Here is a 21569-nt window from a genome sequence, read left to right as displayed (position 1 = left end):
GGTAGGATATCAATTTTAATTCTTTTTTAAAATTAAGGCTTTGTTTTTTAATGTCTAAAATTTTGCTTTTAAAAAATAAAATTTTATATTATTTTTAAATCATTTATATAATTTAAAAATAAAAAATCAAGTACAGTAGCTACTTGATTATGACATCAAAGGATTTGAAGGTGTTCAATCATCTTTAATTAGTTGCGTAAAATCACTCATATCTTGCATCTTAAAAACATTGAAACTAACAAGTGATTTTTTAAATCATTCTTTTGTTTTCAATATTCTAATAACTTTATAAATATTTGCTAAATTATTAATATTGCGTGAATAATAAAAACTGTTTGACAATCAATGGAAGCCATAATGCCTTAGAATAGCACGTATTTCTTCATATGCTGCATGATAATCGTCATTACCATATGTTTCTTTTAATAAGTCTTTTTTTAAATAAAAAACAATTCCGTACATAATTTACTCCCTTCATATAAAAGAAGCCCATTTGGGCTACCATTGTTCATATTTCTAACAAGAAAATTATATCACATCTTTAAAACTTCTTAGCATACTTATGTCAGGTTTTTTTTGTTCATCTTCTTATGTAAATCATTGATCTTAATCCTGGGTCAGTTACTAAGGATAAAAACACAATTGAAAACACAAAAGGTGCAGCTAAGGTGGAATCTCCTTTTTTATATCAAACGTCCAAAATAATATGAACAAGTGAAACTTGCACAACCATCATCGTTATTAGACTAATTAAAATAGGAATCCAAATATCATTCGCACTTCATAAAGCTCTTAAAATTGTTAAATTAGCCGTATCAACTATAATTTTTAAAACGCTAAAAAACATAATTCAATAACCAATTTTATTAATAGTTAATGTATCAATTTGATATAACTTAAGTAATGGATAAGTTAAAGAAATTAATATAATTCCACTTAAAAGTGAAAAATATAAACCGGTTACAAATAATTGTCACGCTAAGTTGTAGGCTCGTTTTTTATCATCTTTACCTATTTCAATACCTATTAAAACATTAGTAACAGCACCTAATGCTGTATTAAATGCAGTAGTAATTCCTGTTATCATAATTATTGCACGGTACATTCCAATATATTGGTCACCTAATCCACCTGTACTTATTGCGCTACTAATTAAAAATTGACTTATAGTCCAAACACCATATTCTAGTGAAATAGGTGTTCCTAAAACAAGTGTCTTTTTTGCATAATCTCATTTAAATGTATCTTTAATTCTAGTTTTATATTTTTTAAAAATTAAAAAATGGCAAAAAGCAAAATTTATTAATAATTGAATTAAAGCACCTAATGTATAATCAAAAGCCGTTAAATAAATTGGATTGTATTTAGAAAAGCCATATAATAAAATATACATTCAAGCAACTGCAAAAAAATTACCAATAATTGCCCCTATTACTGCAATATTATTTTTTTTAATTGCTTGCAATCCAGCTGCAAAAACTTGTGCTATTGAGTAAAAAAACAACCAAAATAACATATATCTTAAATATTTAGTAGTAAACATTAATTCATTATCATGTAAAACATTGTGATTTTGATCATAAATTTTTATTGTGCTTTTTGAACCCATTGCTTCAAGTAGGATTGGCGAAGCAAATCACATGGAAATAAAAAACACAAATGCAATAAGTAAGTTAACATACACTCCAGTTCAAATAATTTTAGGAAGTTCATTGTGCCGATTTTGTCCAATTAAATTACTACAAATAATTAAAACTCCACTAGATACTAATGTAGGTATAAAAGATATTAAGTTATAAACTAAAATAACTTTAGCTAGTGCATAAAAATAAGTTCCAACTACTTGTCCTGTTTCGTGAGTTACTTTTAAGTATCAATTAACACTTAATGAACCCACTATTGTTGCAATTACATTGATTAAAATTTGTAAGAAGATAGGAAAAGTTAATTTTAAAATCATTTTTATATCTTTTGGCATTCAAAAGTCTTTTCAAGAATTTATTTCAAGTTTTTGTTTAAGTTTCAAATTCATAATTATATATTTTATTCTATTGTAAAAAAATCTAAAAATATTTTCAGTTTGCTATATTTTTTTACTTATAAAAGTAGGAGAGATAATGAATATATTTTTACTATACTTAACTTTTAAAAATAGAGGAAATTGAGAGAAAATTTTAGAAGATTTAAATAAACCTTCAAAAATTACTCAAGACAACTTACAAAAACTACAAACTAAAGTACAAGAAATTGAATTTCAAAATTACATAACAATTTTAGATAAGAGTTATCCAATTGAATTTAAAAACGTTTATAAACCTCCGTTTTGTATTTTTTATAGTGGTAATTTAGAACTTTTAGATCATAAAAATAAAATTTGTTTATCTGGTAATTATTTAACAAAAAATATTGAAGATTTAATTGAATTCACAACTAAAAAATTATTTGAAAAAAATCCAGATACTGTATTGGTTACTACTGCTAAAAATATTTTAGAAATGAAAATAGTATTAAACTTTTTAAAAAATAAACAAAAAATAATTTTCATTAGTTCTTTTAACATTCAAAGTATTTTTAGTTCATTTCCAGAATTAAGAAATTTTGAAAATAATTTTTTAATTATAAGTGAATATTATGATTCAAAAATGAATCTGTTAAATAAACAAATATCTTCATATAGATTATTAGCAGCAGTAAGTGAAAAATTAATTTTGTATTCTTTATATAAAAGCAAAACATTTTCGAACAAAATTGACTTATTTTTGGAACAAGGAAAGGAAATTTTTGCATTTCCTAATGTTGATAATGACCAAAATAATGTTATAAATAACTTAATAGATGAAGGAGCTAAAATAGCGACGTCATTAATTTAAACAATAAACATTAAATTTTTACTATATAATATAGATAACAAATGATAAAACTATAAAAATAAAGGAAAAATATGAAAAAATCTAAAAAATTACTATTTAGTTTTGCAGCACTTGGTGTTGTGACGACCATGATTGCAGTACCAACATTAGCTGCTTCATGTACATCAGGAAATACAAATGCAAAAACAACTGACGAAACAAAAAAACAAATAACAATATCTAACATTAAACACTCAACAAATGTTAATGTAACTGATGAAGCTAAAGCTAATAAAGCAATAGTTATTACAGATGCAGGACACATTGATGACTTGTCATTTAATCAATCAGCATATGAAGGAATAAAAGCTATTATTGAAGATTTAGGACTTTCAAATGATACTCCTTCAATTGAACCTAATTCAGAAAGTCAATATGAACAAATTTATACAAACATATTAAATACAGGATTTAAATACTGAATTACTGTAGGATTTAAACATGACACAGCAATTAAAAAATTCTATAATCTACACAAAGAAGAAATGCAAAAGAAAGGTGTTGTAATAATTGCAGTTGACTATGATGCATCAACACCAATATCTGATACTGAACCCGGAATTCCAACAGGATATTCAATTTCATTACAATATAACACAAAAGAAAGTGGATGAGTAGCTGGATATGCTTCTGCTAAATTCTTATCAACACTTCCTGAAGATAAAAGATGAGTTGCATCATTTGGTGGAGGAAACTTTCCTGGTGTTACAGATTTTAACGAAGGATTCTTAAAAGGTATTAAAGTTTGAAATGATGAAAATCCAACCGCTAAAGTAAAACACCAAGAAGATTCACAAGAAAATAAAGTTAATTTAAACACAGGATTTGTTGTAGGAAATAAAATGAATCCAATCGTTCAAAATATTTTAAATGGTGGATCATCTCAAAAAGTTCCAACAATTATCTTACCAGTTGCAGGACCTGCTACAACAGTTGTTGTTGATAACTTAAAAGACGACCAATATGTAATTGGAGTTGACGTTGATCAAACAAACGTTGTTTCAACCAGAAAAGATCATTTCTTTACATCAATTACCAAAGGAATTGGACAATCAGTATACGATGTTTTAGAGGGATTATACTCAAATAATTCAGCAAAATTACATGGTTTTGTTTTAGGACAATCAAATGGTCATAATGTTGGAAATATTGCACAAAACTGAACAGGTGTTTCAAAAGCTAACTTAGAAACAACTGAAAAAACAACAAAAGCACAAGCTGATTTAGATGCAGCAATGGCAAAATTCCAAGGTTTATCAGAAGCTAAAAAAGCTTATGTTAATTCATTAAAAGCTGAAGAAAATGGTGCAGAAATCAATAACGGACAAGAAAGATTAAATAAACTAGTTGAAATAGTTAATGCATAATAAAAATGTACGCTATTGAATTTGAAAATATAACTAAAGAATTTCCAGGTATAATAGCGAATAAAGACATAAGTTTTAGAGTTAAAAAAGGTACTATTCACGCCTTAATAGGTGAAAATGGCGCTGGTAAATCTACACTTATGTCTATTTTATTCGGGTTGTATGAACCAACAAAAGGATTAATTAAAATTAACGAAGAATATGTTAATATTAAAAATCCTAATATGGCTAATAATCTTGGAATAGGAATGGTGCACCAACATTTTAAGTTGGTTAAAATCTATTCAAATTTAGAAAATATAATATTAGGTGCTGAATTTCAAAAAGCAGGTGGTTTTATGGATAAAAATAAATCACGTGAAAAAATTGAAATCATCCAAAAAAAATTTAATTTACATTTCAAACTAGATGCCTTAAGTGGTAAATCTTCAATTCCAGTTCAACAAAAAGTTGAAATCATGAAAATGTTATACCGTGATAATGATATTTTAATTTTCGACGAACCTACAGCTGTTTTAACAGATGATGAAATCGCGGGATTATTGCAAACAATGAAACTTTTTAGAGAGCAAGGAAAAACTATAATATTTATTTCACACAAATTAAAAGAAGTTAAAGAAATAGCAGATACTGCAACTGTTATTAGACATGGTGAAGTTGTTTTAAATTGTGATGTTAAAGATACTTCAATTGAACAACTTGCACAAGCTATGGTTGGCGGTAACTTAGAAGAAGTTACAAATACAAATAATGATTTTGACCAAGAAAATACTGTTTTAGAAGTAACAAATGTTAATACAAAAGGTCAAAAACCTCTTAAAAACATAAATTTAAAAGTTCACAGAGGAGAAATTTTAGCTATTGCTGGAATTGAAGGTAATGGACAAACACAAATTGAACAATTAATTAGTGGGGTTTTAAAACCTACAACCGGATCTATTAAATTAATTTCTCCTAAAACTAATGAACTAATTGATATTACACATTTAAACACACTAAAAAGGTCAAAATTAAATCTTTCTTATGTTCCTACTGATAGACATGCTCATGGTCTTGTTTTAGATTACAATATTAAAATGAATTTAGTATTGAGGAGATTATGAGATAAAACATATCAAAAATTTGGTATTTTTAAAAGTAAAAATATTTCAAAAATGACTAATGACATTATTGAAAAATATGATGTACGTGGTACTAGAAATGGTATAAGTCAAGCACGTAGTTTATCTGGTGGTAATCAACAAAAATTTATTGTTGGAAGAGAAATGTCACATGATCATGATTTTATAATTGTTATGCAACCTACTCGTGGACTTGATGTTGGCGCTATTAAAAATATTCATGAAAGACTTTTAAAAGAAAAAGCTGCTGGAAAAGGAATTTTATTAATAAGTTATGAATTAGATGAAATTCTGGCCTTAGCAGATACAATCGCAATTGTAAACAAAGGTTCAATTGTTAAACAAAGCTTAGCAAAAGACATAACAAGACAAGAAATTGGATTATATATGTCAGATTCATTTGAAAAAGAGAGTGAGGTGAATTAATGAAAAGCTTTACAAGTAAATTACAAAATTTAGTTCACAATGCTTCTGTTTATATTAGAATGGATCAGCAAAAATCATCTTTAAGAAAAATTGCAAGTAGTTTATGAGCAATTATTATGGGAATTTTATTAAGTATGATTTTTATTTCAATGATCGGAAAAAATCCATTACAATTCTTTAATTTAATTTTTACTAGTGCCTTTAAATCATGAAATAAAGAATACTTAATGGGATATTTATCAATATTTCTATTAGGTAGTTTAGGAGTTGGTTTAGGGTTTAAATCCGGATATTTTAACATCGGTGTTTCAGGACAAATGATGTTTGGGTCATTAATTAGTTTTTTAATCATATTTAAATTACTAGATCCTTCAAAAACTATTTCAGCTGGATATTTAGTTTTATTAATGTTTATAAGTATAATAACTGGTGCGCTTTTAGCAATGATTGCTGGTTTATTAAAGGCTTTTTTCAACGTGCATGAAGTTATTTCAACAATTTTATTAAATTGAATAGTTGTATATCTTTGTATTTATTTTTTCAACTGAACAAATGGGGCAATTTGATCAGATGGAACAATTGCAAAACAGTTTTTATTAGATACTGGAGATGGTACTAGACAATTAAAAATTTTAGCATCTGATAAAAAAGCATTTATTTCTGCTGCATTAGGTTTTGGTGTTATTATTTCTCTTGTTCTGTGATTTGTATTTTCAAAAACTACAATTGGATATAAAGTAAAAATGGTAGGACTTTCAAAAACTAATGCAAAATATTCAGGAACTAATGAAAAAATTATTGTTGTATCAGTTTTATCAATTTCAGGTGCATTAAGTGGATTTGCTGGATTCATTTATTATGTAATACTTCAAGGTCAAATGGTTGATTTAACAACACCATTAGGACTTGGTTTTGATACCATTGCAATTAGTTTACTAGCATTAAATGCTCCTGTAGGAATCATATTTACTTCACTATTTTATGCATTATTAAAAACCGGTGAACCTAGTTTATTTTTAATGAATTTAAACGGTGAAAGTATGTTTATGGTTACTGGGTTAATTATTTTTATGGCTGCATTAAGCATTATGTTTAGTTATTTCAAACCTATTTATTGAATGAAGAAATTTATTTTACTTTACACAAATAAAGAATGGCTAGAGCTTAAAAAAGAGCATACCAAAAAACTTACTTCACTAACTAAACAACATAAATTAAGTATAAAAGAAGCAAAAAACGAACACAAAGCAAAAAAATCTCAATTTAAAGAGGTTAAATCATCAACCAATAAAGAAATTCATAAACTTTTATTACAAAAGACAGATCAGTATACTGAAGAGCAAAAATTAGAGTACTTTAACAAGTTATCATCTTTAAAAATTAATTTACAAAAAACATTAGACGATTTAGGATTTAATAATCTTAAAAACAAAATTAATTTATATAAGAGTTTAAAAACTGCTCAAAAATTAGAATTTAAAAAATCAACAGAAAATATTTACCAAGATCTTTCTAAACAAATTAATAAAAAAATAATTACAAAGTGTCACCTAATAAAAGCTAAAGGAGAAAAATAGTATGCAAATATTTATTTATATGTTTGTTTTGACATTTTGTATTTTATCTCTTGCTAGTTTAGGTGGAATGTTTAGTGAAAGAACTGGTACAATCAATATCGGAATTAATGGGATGATGATTATAGGAGCAATATCTTATTTAGTATTTGGATATTATCTAGGAGAAAATGCTTCAATGTGAGATCAATTATTTTTAATACCATTATCAGGTGTTTTGGGTGCATTGTTCGCTTCTCTTCATGGATTTGCTTCCATAAAACTAAAAGCGGATCAAACTATTAGTGGATTTGCTATAAATATGTTAGCGTTTGGTCTTGCTATTATATTATTATATACATATGGTGGTGGTTCAAAATCTGTTCCATTCTTTGTAAAAGAACTAGCATTGAGTTCTGATACTAGTTCATATAAAAATCTTTTATCATTTAGATTAGTTTTAACAATTGTAATTTTAGTGGGATCATTTGTACTTGTTAAATTTACTCCTTGAGGGTTAAAATTAAGAAGTATAGGAGAAAATCCACAAGCAGCAGACGTTGCTGGTGTAAATGTTATTTCATACAAATGACAAGGTGTTTTAATTAGTGGATTTTTATCAGGGATCGCAGGAGCATTTTTTGCTCAGTCAGGACCTACACAATTTAAAGGTGAAGTTGATGGGTTAGGATATTTAGCCCTTGCAATTATGATTATGGGTCAATGACGTATTCCTTGAATTTCACTTAGTGTTTTAGTATTTAGTCTACTTAGATCACTTAGTGTTACATTACCATTAATGAAACCAGATACATTAGGAAAATATAGTGATTTATTATCTTTAATTCCATTTGTATTAACTTTAATAATAATGGTTGCAACATCTAAAAGATCTGCAGCCCCTGCTGCTTCTGGTATTCCGTATGATAAGAGTACAAGATAATAAAATAAAAAATACAGAAATTAATTGTTTTCTGTATTTTTTTTATTTATAGTTCCTCGATAAAAAATTTTAGCGGCTTGGGCAATCATAGCAGCATTATCCGTTGCGTATTTTAAATCTGGAATTATAGCATTTTCATGTAAAGTTAAAAACATTTTTCTAATCGATAAATTAGCACTTACTCCACCCGCTAGAATTATTGATTTTGGATTATATTCTTTAATTGCTGCTTGCATTTTTGATTTTAAATATTCAACCATTAAATTTTGAAAATCACATGAAATTTCATTAACTGGTATTTCTTGATTTCTATTAATAAAATTATTAATATAATTGATAAATTGAGTTTTTATACCACTTAAAGAAAAATCATATCTATTGTCGGTTATAGGTAAATGAAATTTGGAATTTAATTGTCTTGTATTATTAGAAGCTATTTTATCTATTTTAGGACCCGCTGGAAATTCAAGACCCATTTTTCTTCCTACTTTATCATAGGTTTCACCAACTGCATCATCTAAAGTTTGACCAATTATGTTTAAATCAAGATGATTTTTTGCATATATTATTTGTGTATGCCCTCCACTTATTAATAAACAAAGTGCAGGATAAGAAATTTTGTTATTTATTGAACCACTAAAAAAATGTCCATCCAAGTGATTTACAGGCACAATTGGTTTATTTAGAGCCAAACTTAATGCATGTGCTGCTAAGAAACCAACTTGTAATGCTCCTATTAATCCTGGTGTTGCTGTATAAGCTATTAAATCGATTTTATTTAAATCATAATCTTTTTTGATTTCTTCAATTGCTTTATAAATATTTTCAACGTGTAACCTAGAAGCAATTTCAGGAACAGTTCCACCGTATTGTTTATGTATTTGAGTTTGAGTAAGAGTAACTAATTTAACTACTTTAGAATTTTCTAAAATTGAAATAGAAGTATCATCATGTGAAGTTTCGATTCCTAAAATTATCATTATTTAACATCTCCTATTTGTGGTTCATGAAAATAAATAACTTTTAAATCTTCTAAATTTTCTATTTTCTTAAATATGTCTAAATATTTTTTAAAGTTATAAATTAAATCATTATAATTAATTTCATTTACTTCATGATTTTTTATTAATGTTGTTGAAATAACATTCTTATTTTCATCTAAAACAATTTCATAAGAAGAATATTTTGAACTTTTTAAATGGATTACATTATTTTTTGTTTGTTTATTAATAATTAAATAACTTGTTGTAGTATAGATATCTGTATTTAAAATTTGTGAAATAGTTCTTAAATAAGTTATAGCAATTCTTGAACCAGTAAAACTACCAGGACCTGCATTTAAATAAAAACCTTTTATGTCTTTAATATTTAAATTATTTTCTTCTAAAATATCTTGCGTTAGTTTGGGAATAACATCAACCTTTTTATTTAATTTATCAATTTTTTTATAAGAAATTAAATTAAAATGTTGGTCAAATAAAATTACGACTAAATCATCAAGACAAGTATCATAAAATAAATTCATTATTTTTCCTCCACTATTTCAAATACATGTAAATCATTTTCTAAATAAACATTAATTTTTGCATAGTGACTAAATGGATGGTCAATATTATTAGATCATTCAATAACAACTAAATTATTTTCAAAATAATCTTCATAAGCTTCTAAATTACCTTTTAATTTATAGGCATCAATATGAACTAAACCATCATAGACAAAAATGGTATTAAAAGTAGGACTAATAATTTTTTGAGTAATATTTAATTTTGATGCTATTTGCGCAGTTAAATATGTTTTACCTGCTCCTAATTCACCATTTAATAAAATAGCTTCAAATTTTTTAGACAATAAATATTGTACTAAATCATCAAGTTGTTCATTTTCTTTATATTTAAAAATCATCTTATAGTTTTATATGGCAATAAGCCCCTGGATTTTTATCTAAATAATCTTGATGATATTCTTCTGCTAAGTAAAAATTCTCTAAGTTTAAAACTTCAGTAACAATTGGTTTTTGGTAGTTTTCTTGTGCTTTTTTAATAGTATTTAAAATTTCTTGTTCAATTAATGTATTTTCATGTTTTGAAAATTTTTTTTGATTTCAGTAAATTCCATTTCTATATTGAAGACCTATATCATTTGCTTGAAAGTTAAGTGAAGTAGGATCTATTGTCAATAAAAAATTGTATAAAATTTTATCAAGTGAGGTTATTGATGAATCATAAATAAATTCCACAGTTTCTACTGCTTTTGATTTTTTATTAATTAAATCTTGATATGAAGGTTTTAAAATATCAGAATTTGCATAACCTACTCAAGTTTTGATTGCTCCTTGTTGAAGTTTCAGTCATGCTTGCATACCTCAAAAACATCCACCGGCTAAATAAATTTGTTTTCACTTTAAAGCTTGCGAATTCAATTCATTTAAACTTTTTTCATCATCATTTTTTAAAATATATGAACCCATCACTGCAAAATCTACTCCTGATAAAAATACTTTATCAAGTAATTCCTTTTTAATTCCACCATCTACCATAATTTTTGTATCTAGTGAATTTTGTAAAATATATTCTTTAATTTGTGAAATTTTATTTAATATTTCAGGTTGAAAAGCTTGACCACCGGCTCCTGCTTCAACTGACATAACTAAAATTAATTTAAAATGACTAATTAAATTTTTAATTTCTTCAAACGAAGTAGAAGGATTGATAGCTAGTCCTAACTTTAAATCTTTAGTTTGATATTTTTTTACTAGTCCCAAGGCTTTTGTAGCACCTACTGCTTCATAATGAAATGAAATGTAGTCAACAAAATCAAGTTCTTTTATTCATTTTTCAGGATCTTTAACCATTAAATGGACATCCATTGTGTGTGAATTGGCATTTTTATAAGCTAATTTTATTTGTTCAACAGAAAAACTTTTTGAATTTTTTGCAAATTGTTGATCCATAACATCATAATGAATGTTTTTTATACCGTGTTTTATTAGTTTATTAATAAAAACGTGTGCATTTTCTTTATTTTCAAAATCCAAAAGTGAAGAATTTATAAATTTTATTTGTCCATAATTTTTATTCATATTACTCCTTTTCTATAATTTGTTTTAAAAATGTTAAATAGTTTTTATATCTTATTTCAGGTATTTCATTACTTTGTACTTGTCTTTTTACCTCACAATTTTCAATTGTTTCTAAATTATGCTTACAGTTTCTAAATTTACATTGTTTAGCAGCTTCTGAAAATTTATAAAATGCTGTAGCTACTTCATCTAAAGTAATATCAAAATCAATCGAGCTAAATCCTGGTGTGTCTATTATCTCGCCACCATTAAATTCTATTAATGATACTTCCCTTGTTGTATGCTTTCCTCGATTTAATGCTTTAGAAATTTCTTGTGTTTCGAAATTAGTTTTAGCAAGAAAATTAATTAAAGTTGTTTTTCCTACTCCGGTTTGTCCAACAAAAAAACTAGTTTTGTTTTTAAAAATATCATGTAAATTATTAAAACCGGTGCTATTTTTGTAATTTATTTCAAAAACTTCATAATTTTGTTGCTTAAAATAATTTAATTTTGAATCATTTGTTAAGTCACCTTTGGTTAATACAATAACCGGTTTTACTCTTTTATTTTCAATTATCATTAAAAACTTATCGATTAATTCATATGAAAAATTAGGTTCAACTAAACTCATAACAATAATTGCTTGATCTACATTAACAATTTTAGGTCTGATAAATGTATTTTTTCGATCATGAATTTTTTGAATCATATTATCTTCACTAAAATCAACATAATCTCCCACAGTTGGTTTAATATTAAGTAACCTTAATTTTCCACTACCTCTAGTTCTTATTATTTCTTTATTTTGAGTTTTTACATCATAAAAGCCAGCAATAGAACGTATTATTTTACCTGTTTTCATTATATTATTCCTTTTGTTAATAGTATCAAACATATAAGAGTAATAAACAACAAAATGCTACCTGTAATAAGTAATGATAATGTAAAATTTTTATTTTCAAATATTTCAACAAGAGTTTTTCTTTTCTTTTTGTTAGGATTTATTTTTTTTTCAATCATTTTATCTTGATCAAGAGCATGTTTTAAATCATCTAATACATACATCATATTTTGATATCGATTGCTAGGACTTTTAGCACAACATTTGTTAATTATATTTTGCACTGATTGGGGTATCATAGTGTTTAATCTTGTTAAATTTGGTATTTTGCTATTTATGTGAGCAACTAATTTTTCATGACCTGTAAATGGTACTGTGCCTTCTAACATTTCAAATAATAAAATTCCAAAACTATACATATCGCTTTGAAATGAAGCGGGTTCTATATTTTGTATTAATTCAGGTGCTAAATATTCGGCTGTCCCAATTACATTATTTTCTTTTGTTAATCTTTCACTTTCGCTACTTAAACTTATTCCAAAATCAATAATTTTTGCATCTCCATTATTTGCAATTATAATATTTGAACTTTTTAAATCTCGGTGAATTAAATTCATATTATGGATATCTGCTAATGCTTGAGCTATCATCTTAGCATAGTCTAGTGCTGTTTCTAAATCTAAATATTTTTGTTTTAAAATACATTGTTTCAAACTTTCGCCTTCTACATATTCCATACTTATTCACTGTTCATCTTCACTAAAATTAGAATCATAGTATTTAACAACATATTTACTATTTATGTTTTTTAAATTCAGTATTTCGTTTTGAAAACGGTTTTTTTCTACTAAAGTATATTCACTTTTTAAAATTTTAATTGCTGCTTTTTCTTTAGTGATTTTATTTTCACAAAGTCAAACATAACCCATACCACCTTTACCTAAATTCTTGTTTATAACATTGTAAAGTGATGTTAATTTGTGCATTTTTTGTTCCATTATTTAATCTCCATAATTAAACAAGTAAGGTTATCATTTGATTTTAGTTCAATTGCATTTTTAATTAATTTATCTGCTTTTTTATCAATAGAAGAATTGTCATTTAAAATAGTTTCAAATAAAATTTTAGGAACAAAACTATGAATACCATCTGAAGTTAAAATAATATATTTAGGATTAGAATTTTTATGAACAGAAAAAGTGTCAGCTATTCCATTTTTTCTAGGTCCTAAAGCGCTTACTAAACGATCTCAACCTTTAATGTTTTTTGCTTTTTCAGGACTAAGATCTTCTTTTTCTATTAAGTAATTCATAATATTTTGATCTTTTGTGATTTGATGTAAAAAACCATTATATAAATATGCTCTAGAATCACCTAAATTAAAAATATATAATTCTTTTTCTTTTTCAAAAAATAAACAAAGAACTAATGTTGTCCCCATATCTAGATATTGAATATCCATATTTGCTAGTGATTTCATTTTTTTGGTAACTTTTTCTAAACCATCTTGAAATCATTTTTGAATATTTTTAGAATCAAATGCATCAATTTTTTCTATTTGTGAATTTGAAAAAAAATCTATAAATTCTTTAACTGCAATTTTAGAAGCAACAGAACCATTTTTATGTCCTCCCATGCCATCACATAAAATCCCCATATAAACATTATTTTTGTTTATAAAACCTGCAAAATCTTGGTTTTCTTTTCTAATAGGTCCTGTTTCTGATTTTATGACAAATTTAATTGCCATTATAAATTAAATTCTTTCTCAATTATATTTTTAATTTCTAAATAAGTACCCTCAACTGTGTCATTTACAACTGTGTGTTTAAATAAATTTGAGTATTTAACTTCATCAAAAGCTTTTTCCATTCTTTTTTTAATTGTTTCTGGTGTTTCTGAACCTCTTTCAGTAATTCTTCTTTCTAATTCTTTAAATGAAGGTGGCATAACAAAAATTGAAATAATTTTATCTTCAATTTTTTGGTTTTTATATTTATTTAAAATTTGAATAGCTCCATTTGTTTCAATTTCTAAAAATGGGATAAACCCTTCATTAGTTATTTTTTGTAAATTACTATATAAAGTTCCATAATAATTATCAAAATGTTGAGATCATTCTATTAAATCATTATTTTTTATATGTTCTTCAAATTTTTCTTTTGAAATGAAATAATAATGTATGCCTTCGATTTCACCTTTTCTAGGTGCTCTCGTTGTTACTGAAACAGAAAGTTTTAATTTTAAGGCAATATCATCAAATAATCTAGCTTCAATAGTGCCCTTTCCAACACCACTTGGACCACAAAATATAATAATTTTTTTATTAAACATAATTCTCCTAACTAAAAATTGTTAATTTTATTTATAAAATTATAATTTATATTTAACCTTAAAACAGAAAATCACATAAATTTATTTCAATTTTGAGCCAAATTAAAAAAATACAACAGCATAAGCTGTGTATTGAAAATTATTTACTTAATTCTTTTACGTAACGTGCAATAACTATTTCTTCGTTTGTTCTTACTTTATATACTGGTATTTTAGAAGTTTTTGAAGAAATTAGTTTATAGTCATCATATGATTCTAAATTTGCTTTTTGAGATAATTTTACACCAAATGCAACTTGTAATTGATTTGCAACTTTTTCTCTTATAATTTCATCATTTTCACCAATACCTGCTGTAAATACAATAGCGTCAATTGGTTTTTGAATTTTATTAATGTAGCTTGCTATGTAATCAACTACTTTTGAAGCAAATAAATCTATTGCGAAAGCTGCATCTTCATTTCCATTAGCTGCTGCTTCATGTAAATCTCTAATGTCATTTGATAATCCACTTACACCTAATAAACCTGATTTTTTTACCATCATTTCAAATACATCTTGAGGGTCACAACCTTCAACTCTAATTAAGTAATCAGGAATACCTGGGTCAATATTTCCTGAACGTGTTCCCATAATTAGTCCATCTAAACTACTAAATCCAACTGAAACATCAATAGATTTTGAATCCCTAACTGCACAAACACTTGAACCTGATCCTAGGTGAGCAATAACAATATTAACTTTTTGTTTACCTAAAACTTTTTTCATTTTTGATGTAATGTAATCATGACTTAGTCCATGGTAACCAAATTTAAAAATATCATATTTTTTAGCTCATTCTTGGTTAATTGCAAATGTGCTATTAATTTTTGGCATAGTAACGTGGAAAGCCGTATCTTGAGCAATTATTTTTGTTATATTAGGAATATTTTTTTCAAATGCATCAACAGTTGTTAAAGTTGCAGGTGCATGAAGTGGTACAAATTTTGTAGTACGTTCAATTGCTTGTTTAACATCTTCGTCGTAAATAACTGGACTTAAATATTTTTTACTTGAAAATGGTGTTCTAAATCCAATTGCAATTAATTCACTTAAATCGTGAATGATGTTATATTTTTTTCATAGTTCAATTAATTCATGTACTGCAGTTGTATGATTTGGTAAATTTAAATCATCAACATATTTTTGTCCTTGAAATTTGGTAATTATTCTACCATCTAAATTTATTCTTTCACAAAGTCCTGTTGCTATTAAGTCTAATTTATCTTTTGAATATAAAGATCATTTTAATGATGAAGAACCTGGATTAACTACTAATATTTTTTTCATTATTTTAAAAAGTCATATCCTTTTAAGATTGTAATTGAAGTAACATCGATAACATCTTGTACTGTTGCTCCACGACTAAAATCATTAATAGCTGCATTAACACCTTGGATTATTGCTCCAACTGCTCCATAGTTTCCTAATCTTTGAGCCATTTTAGCTCCTATATTACAACTTTCTAAGTTAGGGAAAACATAAATTCCTAATTCTTCTTGTGGTGCTGAAGGGAATTTGTGTTTTCTTACGTCTAAATTATAAGCTGCATCAAATTGCATTTCTCCTTTAATAATATTTAAAGAAGTATCTTCGCTTGCAAGTGCAACTGCTTTTCTTACTAAATCTGGATTTTCTCCTTTACCTGAACCATTTGTTGAGTATGTTAAAAATCCTGTTAGATCATTCATTTTCATTGTTCTTGCAAATTCTGTTGCGTTTCTTGCAATATCAACTAATTGTTCAGCTGTAGGTTTTTCTACTGTTGAAGGGTCACTGATAATAACTTTTTCATCACCTTTGTGCATTACCATTAGTGATGATATTGTTTTGATTCCTGGTTTTGGTCCGATTGATTTAAATGCAGCTCTTAAAATATCTGCTGTTGAATAAATTAATCCACCAACTGCTGAATCTATATCTTTATTTCTTAACATCATTGCACCAAAGTATGGACGAGTGTCAAGATATTTTCTTACTGTTTCGTAATCTTCTTTTCCTTTTCTTATTTCTGCTAGTTTTAAAGCATATGCATCTTTTTGTGCTCCTAATTCTTCCATTATTAGATTTTCAAGTCCATCATCAACAATTTGATTTTTGGTCTCTAATAACATAATAGGTTTTGCTAAATTATTGTCTTTTAAATATTTAGCTGCTTCACGAGCTCTTTTATCATCTCCATCTATAAATAAAACGCTTAAAACTTTTTCAGATGCTTTTTCTTTAAGCAAATCATTTATATATTTTGAGTATTTAGATAATTCCATTAAATAATCTCCTTTTATTTATAATTATGTTTTGTTTTTCTCGTAATAATTTTAATTTATAAACGGTAAGAAAAACAAAAAAATTTCAAAAAAACAAAAATTTGTTATTTTTAACGTTGTTTTTTTTGCTTTTCAATAATTTTTTTGCCTGATTTCTAAAAACTTTTTCAAAAATATAATTTATAATATATATGCATAAAAAAATTGCAAAGAAAACGAAAGGAAATATTTCAAATGGATTTCAAATATATTAAACCTGGCCTAGTAATGTCAGATAAAGATGAAATGATTCGTTTAGTAGATGTTAATGGAGATTTAATTGACAAAAATTACAAAACAACAGCTACAAATGAAGAATTATTACAAATGTATAAATACATGGTAATGTCACGTCAATTAGACATGTATGCATTACAATTACAAAAAACCGGTCGTTTAGGAACATTTGCACCTAATTTAGGAGAAGAAGCATTTTTAAGTGCTCTAGGAGCAATTTTAACTAAAAAAGATTGATTGGTACCTCACTATCGTGCTTTAGCAACAATGTTAGCACATGGTGTAACAATGAGAAATATGTTTAACTATTGAAGAGGGTCAGAACAAGGTGCTCACTTTGCAGCTGATGTTAATTCAACACCTATGCAAGTTGTTATAGGATCACAATTATCACATGCAGCTGGAGTTGCATATGCATTAAAACAACAAAAAGTTGAAAAACCATTAGTATTATCATTAATTGGAAATGGTGGAACAAATGAGGGTGAATTCCATGAATCACTAAACATAGCAGCAGTACGTCACTTACCAGTTATGTATGTAGTTGCAAATAACCAATGAGCTATCTCAGTTCCAGAACACAACAGTTACACAGTTTCTACATTATCACAAAGAGCTATTTCATATAACATCCCAGGACTACGTGTTGATGGAAACGACTTATTAGCTTCTTATGAAGTTGCTAAAGAAGTTGCTGAATACATTCGTCAAGGAAATGGACCTGTTCTAGTTGAATTTGTTTCATGACGTCAAGGACAACACACTACTTCAGATAACCCACGTGTTTACCGTTCACGTGAATTAGAAGAAGAAAAAGAAAAATGAGAACCAATGCACCGTATTGAAAAATTCTTATTTGAAAAAGGTATCTTAACAGAAGAATTGAAAAATCAAATTTGAGATGAACAACTTAAAGCAGCAAAAGAAGCATATGAACAATCTACAGAAGATTTAACAAAAGAAGGATATGAAGACATCTTTAAATACACATATAAAGAACTTACACCTGAATTAAAAGAACAACTTGAAGAAGGGAAAAAATACTTATAATTGAGTATTTTAAGGAAATAAATTATGTCAGATAAAAAAATTACCGTAAATAATATAGGTGCTTTAAACCAAGCTTTAAAATTAATGTTCGCTAAAGATGAAAAATATGTTCTATATGGTGAAGATGCAGGGTTCGAAGGTGGAGTTTTCCGTGCAACAGAAGGATTACAACAAGAATTTGGAACAGATAGAGTTTGAGATGCTCCAATTTCAGAATCAGCTATTGCTGGGACAGCAATTGGTGCTGCACTTGCAGGATTAAGACCAGTTGTTGAATTCCAATTCTCAGGATTCTCATGATATGCATTAGCACAAATTTGTACAAATGCAGCTCGTATGCGTAACCGTACACGTGGAAAATACAGTGTTCCTGCGGTATTTAGAATGCCAGCAGGTGGAGGGGTTAAAGCTTTAGAACACCACTCAGAATCAATTGAAACAATTTACTCACACATTCCAGGGTTAACAGTAGTTATGCCTTCAACACCTTACAACACAAAAGGTTTAATGATTGCAGCTATGGAAAGTGAAGATCCAGTTATCTTCTTAGAACACAAACGTGATTACCGTGCGTTCAAACAAGAAATTCCTGAAGGATACTACAAAGTTGAATTAGGTAAAGCAAATGTTATTGTTGAAGGATCAGACTTAACAGTTGTAACATACGGACATATGGTTCATGAAACACTAGCAGCTTTAAAACAATTAAACGAAGAAGGATTTGAAGGATCAGTTGAAGTTATTGATTTACAAACTTTAAAACCAATGGATACAGAAACAATTGTTAAATCAGTTAAGAAAACAGGAAAAGTTATTGCTGTTACAGAAGCTGTTTCAACATTATCAATTGCTTCAGAAGTTATTACACGTGTTAACCAATACTGCTTTGATGATTTAAAAGCTGCTCCAGTTCGTTTAGCTGGACCAGATGTAACAATTCCTTTACCATCATTAGAACCATTATTTATGGTTGATGCTAAAAAAATTGCTCACGAAATCAAAGAATTATACAAAAAATAATTATTTATATTTTTAATGTCAAGATTATTCTTGACATTTTTTATTTTTATAAAAAAAATCAAAAAATTAATAGCAACAACATTTTTTCTTGTATTTTTTAGTTTTTATATATTTCATATATAATTTAATTATGTTCAAATTTAAAAATATTTTGAAATGAGTAGGAGTTTTAACTTTAGTTATTCCCTTCACAGCAATGGGGGCAAGCTGTCAAAGAGTAACTAAATATGATCAAAATGCATATTTTTCAAAAGATGAAGAAAGTGGTAAAGTCGCAGAAAAAATTAGAATTATTTCGCATTTTGGACCAACAACTGATGCTAAAAGACATGATGCGTTAGAAACTATTATCTCAGAATATAACAAATATTTAGATGATACTGAAAATAGCCAAGAATTAAAAGATGCGTTAAAAGTAGAATCTAATTATAATTTTGGTTTTAGCTACACCGATGTATATAATAATTTAAAGCAAAAAATAGTTGCAAAAGATAAAAAAACTTTAGGTAATTTAGTTTTAAATTATCCTTCTACAGCAGTATTTTTAGGGTCACATGACATGATTTTAGACCTTGATGATGTTAATACTGACTTAGTAAACAAATCTACAATTGAATCATATAGAATATTAGGATTAGATAGTTCAAAGAAATGAATTTTACCTTTTGGACAATCTTCTGAAATATTAAGTGTTAATAAATTATTGCTGGGATACATTTTAAATATTTTAGATACTAAATATTCGCAAACACATACGGATATGTTGATATCTAATGAAAATAATTCAATTTTAAATGAATCTTTAGAGTTATTTAAACAACAAAATCAAGCTTCAAAAGATTATTTAGAAAATTTATGAAAATTAAACGATGCAAATCAAATAGATTTTAGTGAATATGAAATTAATAAGTTAGATGATTTTATTATTTCAACATATGACGGAATGTTAAAATTTAGTTATTTCATAGCAAAAATACTAAATAATATTGGCAATACAAACAAATTATTTGCTTTAGGTATGGATAATCCAGTCAACGAATTATTTATGCAAATGTATAATCAGGCAAATAATAATTTTGATGATTATTATTTAAAACCCTTAAAATCAAAACAATATATTTTAAATTATTATGAAGCTATTACAAAAAAAGAAAATAATGAATTTACTTCTTTATTAAAACAGTATGTAGATTTAGCTAACACAGGGAGGTTTTATACTCAATTTAATATTGCAACCGATTTTAATTCAACAACTTTGCAAACTCAACATGTAATGCTATATAGTATATCATCATCATTGGCATATAATTACGTAAAATATGTGCCTCAATCTTATTCATATAAAAATGAAACAATATCATATTTAGGAATAGGTGATTGAGTTAATGGGGGAGCCGGAGTTGGTGCAGATACATTTTTATACAATTTAGAGCCAAATAATACTCAAGAATATACAGAGTGAAAAAACAAAAAACCCACAAAAAGCTCTGCATTTATAACAAATCAAAATATAAATGAAATAAAAGAATTTTCAGGTGGCTTATCAGAATTAAAAATTCTTCACAATTCAAGTCCTTCTAAAGATTTATTTTTAAATAACAAAGAAGATTTTCAAAAAATTTACTTTACAAAAAAAATACCAAGTGAAAGTGATATAAAATTAGTTAACAGTATTTTAACAGGAATTAAGTCGGCAAAAACTATTGAAGAAATTAATAAATTAGAAGAACAATTACCAAAAAATTATTATGCGTATTGATTATTAAAAAACTTTAATAAGATAGATAATAATTCTAAACCATCAATGTTGAAAAACGAAGCTCTTATAACTTCTATTCCTTTAAAAAATAACTCAAGTAGTAAAAACAGAGGAACATTTATTGTTCAAGGACCATCAATTATTGGACTCCATGCAAGTGAAAAAGCTGATAAAGCAACAAAAATATTTTTAAAATGACTATATTCAGATTATAAAATACAAATTCAAGTTAATAAAAGTTTATCGCTATCATTAACCCCAGTCGAAACATTTGCGTTTAAAAGTGGATATTTATTTCCATCAGATAATTTTGTCAAAGAATATAGAAAAACAAGTCCTAACCCATTTTTAAATACATTTTTGGATAATATAGAAAAATCAGAAAATGAAAACGGTCCTATTCCTTACCAAGATATTGCAGATTTAAATAGTAATAGTTTTAGAGACGCTGTTAATTCTGCGATTAATCAAGCAATAAAATTAGGACAAACAACTCAAAAAATAACTTTTGATAAGGTTATGGAGGCAATACTTAATGCTATTCATTCATTCGATAGAGAATAAACATACAAAAAAATGCAGCTGCATTTTTTATTTATTTA

Annotated in this window: 20 protein-coding genes; 8 read left to right on the top strand and 12 right to left on the bottom strand. The window is 26.5% G+C overall.

The features are described 5' to 3' along the window. Nucleotides 1-147 precede the first annotated feature (147 nt). Nucleotides 148-462, bottom strand: coding sequence for a virulence protein (locus N8G13_RS00215; protein ID WP_262288951.1), 315 nt, complete (start codon nucleotides 460-462; stop codon nucleotides 148-150). A gap of 79 nt (nucleotides 463-541) precedes the next feature. Further along, the gene (locus N8G13_RS00210) at nucleotides 542-2032 is read right to left on the bottom strand and encodes an MATE family efflux transporter (RefSeq protein WP_262288950.1); all 1491 of its coding nucleotides are present in this window, start codon (nucleotides 2030-2032) and stop codon (nucleotides 542-544) included. 85 nt (nucleotides 2033-2117) lie between these two features. Between N8G13_RS00210 and N8G13_RS00205 the strand changes: the two genes are divergently transcribed. The 5 genes from N8G13_RS00205 to N8G13_RS00185 all read left to right on the top strand — a co-directional run bounded on the left by N8G13_RS00205 (nucleotide 2118) and on the right by N8G13_RS00185 (nucleotide 8319). Beyond that, nucleotides 2118-2870, top strand: a complete 753-nt coding sequence (locus N8G13_RS00205; RefSeq protein ID WP_262288949.1) for a DNA-processing protein DprA — start codon at nucleotides 2118-2120, stop codon at nucleotides 2868-2870. Nucleotides 2871-2941: 71 nt separating this feature from the next. After that, nucleotides 2942-4276: a BMP family ABC transporter substrate-binding protein gene (locus N8G13_RS00200; RefSeq protein ID WP_262288948.1), complete on the top strand. Its 1335-nt coding sequence runs from the start codon at nucleotides 2942-2944 to the stop codon at nucleotides 4274-4276. Between the two features lie 5 nt (nucleotides 4277-4281). Beyond that, nucleotides 4282-5823 (top strand): ABC transporter ATP-binding protein, encoded by a 1542-nt coding sequence (locus N8G13_RS00195; RefSeq protein ID WP_262288947.1) that lies wholly within the window; start codon nucleotides 4282-4284, stop codon nucleotides 5821-5823. Further along, nucleotides 5823-7400, top strand: a complete 1578-nt coding sequence (locus tag N8G13_RS00190; RefSeq protein WP_262288946.1) for an ABC transporter permease subunit — start codon at nucleotides 5823-5825, stop codon at nucleotides 7398-7400. Before N8G13_RS00195 ends, N8G13_RS00190 begins: the two co-directional genes overlap by 1 nt. Before the next feature lies 1 nt (nucleotide 7401). Beyond that, a complete protein-coding gene (locus N8G13_RS00185; protein WP_262288945.1) occupies nucleotides 7402-8319 on the top strand; it encodes an ABC transporter permease in 918 nt (305 codons plus the stop codon). 20 nt (nucleotides 8320-8339) lie between these two features. Here N8G13_RS00185 and tsaD read toward each other — a convergent pair whose 3' ends face one another. The 10 genes from tsaD to N8G13_RS00130 form a co-directional block, all read right to left on the bottom strand. Further along, nucleotides 8340-9299: a tRNA (adenosine(37)-N6)-threonylcarbamoyltransferase complex transferase subunit TsaD gene (gene tsaD, locus N8G13_RS00180; protein WP_262288944.1), complete on the bottom strand. Its 960-nt coding sequence runs from the start codon at nucleotides 9297-9299 to the stop codon at nucleotides 8340-8342. After that, nucleotides 9299-9844, bottom strand: a complete 546-nt coding sequence (locus tag N8G13_RS00175; protein WP_262288943.1) for a hypothetical protein — start codon at nucleotides 9842-9844, stop codon at nucleotides 9299-9301. Before N8G13_RS00175 ends, tsaD begins: the two co-directional genes overlap by 1 nt. Beyond that, nucleotides 9844-10224, bottom strand: coding sequence for a tRNA (adenosine(37)-N6)-threonylcarbamoyltransferase complex ATPase subunit type 1 TsaE (locus N8G13_RS00170; protein ID WP_262288942.1), 381 nt, complete (start codon nucleotides 10222-10224; stop codon nucleotides 9844-9846). Before N8G13_RS00170 ends, N8G13_RS00175 begins: the two co-directional genes overlap by 1 nt. Nucleotide 10225: 1 nt before the next feature. Beyond that, a complete protein-coding gene (msrA, locus tag N8G13_RS03305; RefSeq protein ID WP_316043853.1) occupies nucleotides 10226-11401 on the bottom strand; it encodes a peptide-methionine (S)-S-oxide reductase MsrA in 1176 nt (391 codons plus the stop codon). A gap of 1 nt (nucleotide 11402) precedes the next feature. After that, nucleotides 11403-12245 (bottom strand): ribosome small subunit-dependent GTPase A, encoded by an 843-nt coding sequence (gene rsgA, locus N8G13_RS00155; protein WP_262288941.1) that lies wholly within the window; start codon nucleotides 12243-12245, stop codon nucleotides 11403-11405. Beyond that, the gene (locus N8G13_RS00150; protein WP_262288940.1) at nucleotides 12245-13222 is read right to left on the bottom strand and encodes a serine/threonine-protein kinase; all 978 of its coding nucleotides are present in this window, start codon (nucleotides 13220-13222) and stop codon (nucleotides 12245-12247) included. Before N8G13_RS00150 ends, rsgA begins: the two co-directional genes overlap by 1 nt. Continuing rightward, nucleotides 13222-13974 carry a protein phosphatase 2C domain-containing protein gene (locus N8G13_RS00145; RefSeq protein WP_262288939.1) on the bottom strand — a complete coding sequence of 251 codons (753 nt, stop codon included), beginning with the start codon at nucleotides 13972-13974 and terminating at the stop codon, nucleotides 13222-13224. Before N8G13_RS00145 ends, N8G13_RS00150 begins: the two co-directional genes overlap by 1 nt. Continuing rightward, nucleotides 13974-14558 carry a guanylate kinase gene (gmk, locus tag N8G13_RS00140; protein WP_262288938.1) on the bottom strand — a complete coding sequence of 195 codons (585 nt, stop codon included), beginning with the start codon at nucleotides 14556-14558 and terminating at the stop codon, nucleotides 13974-13976. Before gmk ends, N8G13_RS00145 begins: the two co-directional genes overlap by 1 nt. A 139-nt stretch (nucleotides 14559-14697) precedes the next feature. Continuing rightward, the gene (locus tag N8G13_RS00135) at nucleotides 14698-15885 is read right to left on the bottom strand and encodes an acetate/propionate family kinase (RefSeq protein ID WP_262288937.1); all 1188 of its coding nucleotides are present in this window, start codon (nucleotides 15883-15885) and stop codon (nucleotides 14698-14700) included. After that, nucleotides 15885-16862: a phosphate acyltransferase gene (locus N8G13_RS00130; RefSeq protein WP_262288936.1), complete on the bottom strand. Its 978-nt coding sequence runs from the start codon at nucleotides 16860-16862 to the stop codon at nucleotides 15885-15887. Before N8G13_RS00130 ends, N8G13_RS00135 begins: the two co-directional genes overlap by 1 nt. Nucleotides 16863-17096: 234 nt before the next feature. Between N8G13_RS00130 and pdhA the strand changes: the two genes are divergently transcribed. The 3 genes from pdhA (at nucleotide 17097) to N8G13_RS00115 (ending at nucleotide 21531) form a co-directional block, all read left to right on the top strand. Beyond that, complete coding sequence (gene pdhA / locus N8G13_RS00125; protein WP_262288935.1) at nucleotides 17097-18188, top strand: pyruvate dehydrogenase (acetyl-transferring) E1 component subunit alpha; 1092 nt, start codon at nucleotides 17097-17099, stop codon at nucleotides 18186-18188. A gap of 24 nt (nucleotides 18189-18212) precedes the next feature. Next, entirely contained in the window at nucleotides 18213-19208 is a 996-nt protein-coding gene (locus tag N8G13_RS00120) for an alpha-ketoacid dehydrogenase subunit beta (RefSeq protein WP_262288934.1), read from the top strand. 130 nt (nucleotides 19209-19338) lie between these two features. Next, complete coding sequence (locus N8G13_RS00115; protein WP_262288933.1) at nucleotides 19339-21531, top strand: P68 family surface lipoprotein; 2193 nt, start codon at nucleotides 19339-19341, stop codon at nucleotides 21529-21531. Nucleotides 21532-21569: the final 38 nt, after the last annotated feature.

The sequence above is a fragment of the Mycoplasma zalophi genome (genome assembly GCF_025486335.1).
Taxonomy (GTDB): Bacteria; Bacillota_I; Bacilli_A; order Mycoplasmatales; family Metamycoplasmataceae; genus Metamycoplasma; species Metamycoplasma zalophi.
Note: the sequence above shows the minus strand (reverse complement) of the source record. Positions and strands in the feature narration are given on the sequence as shown.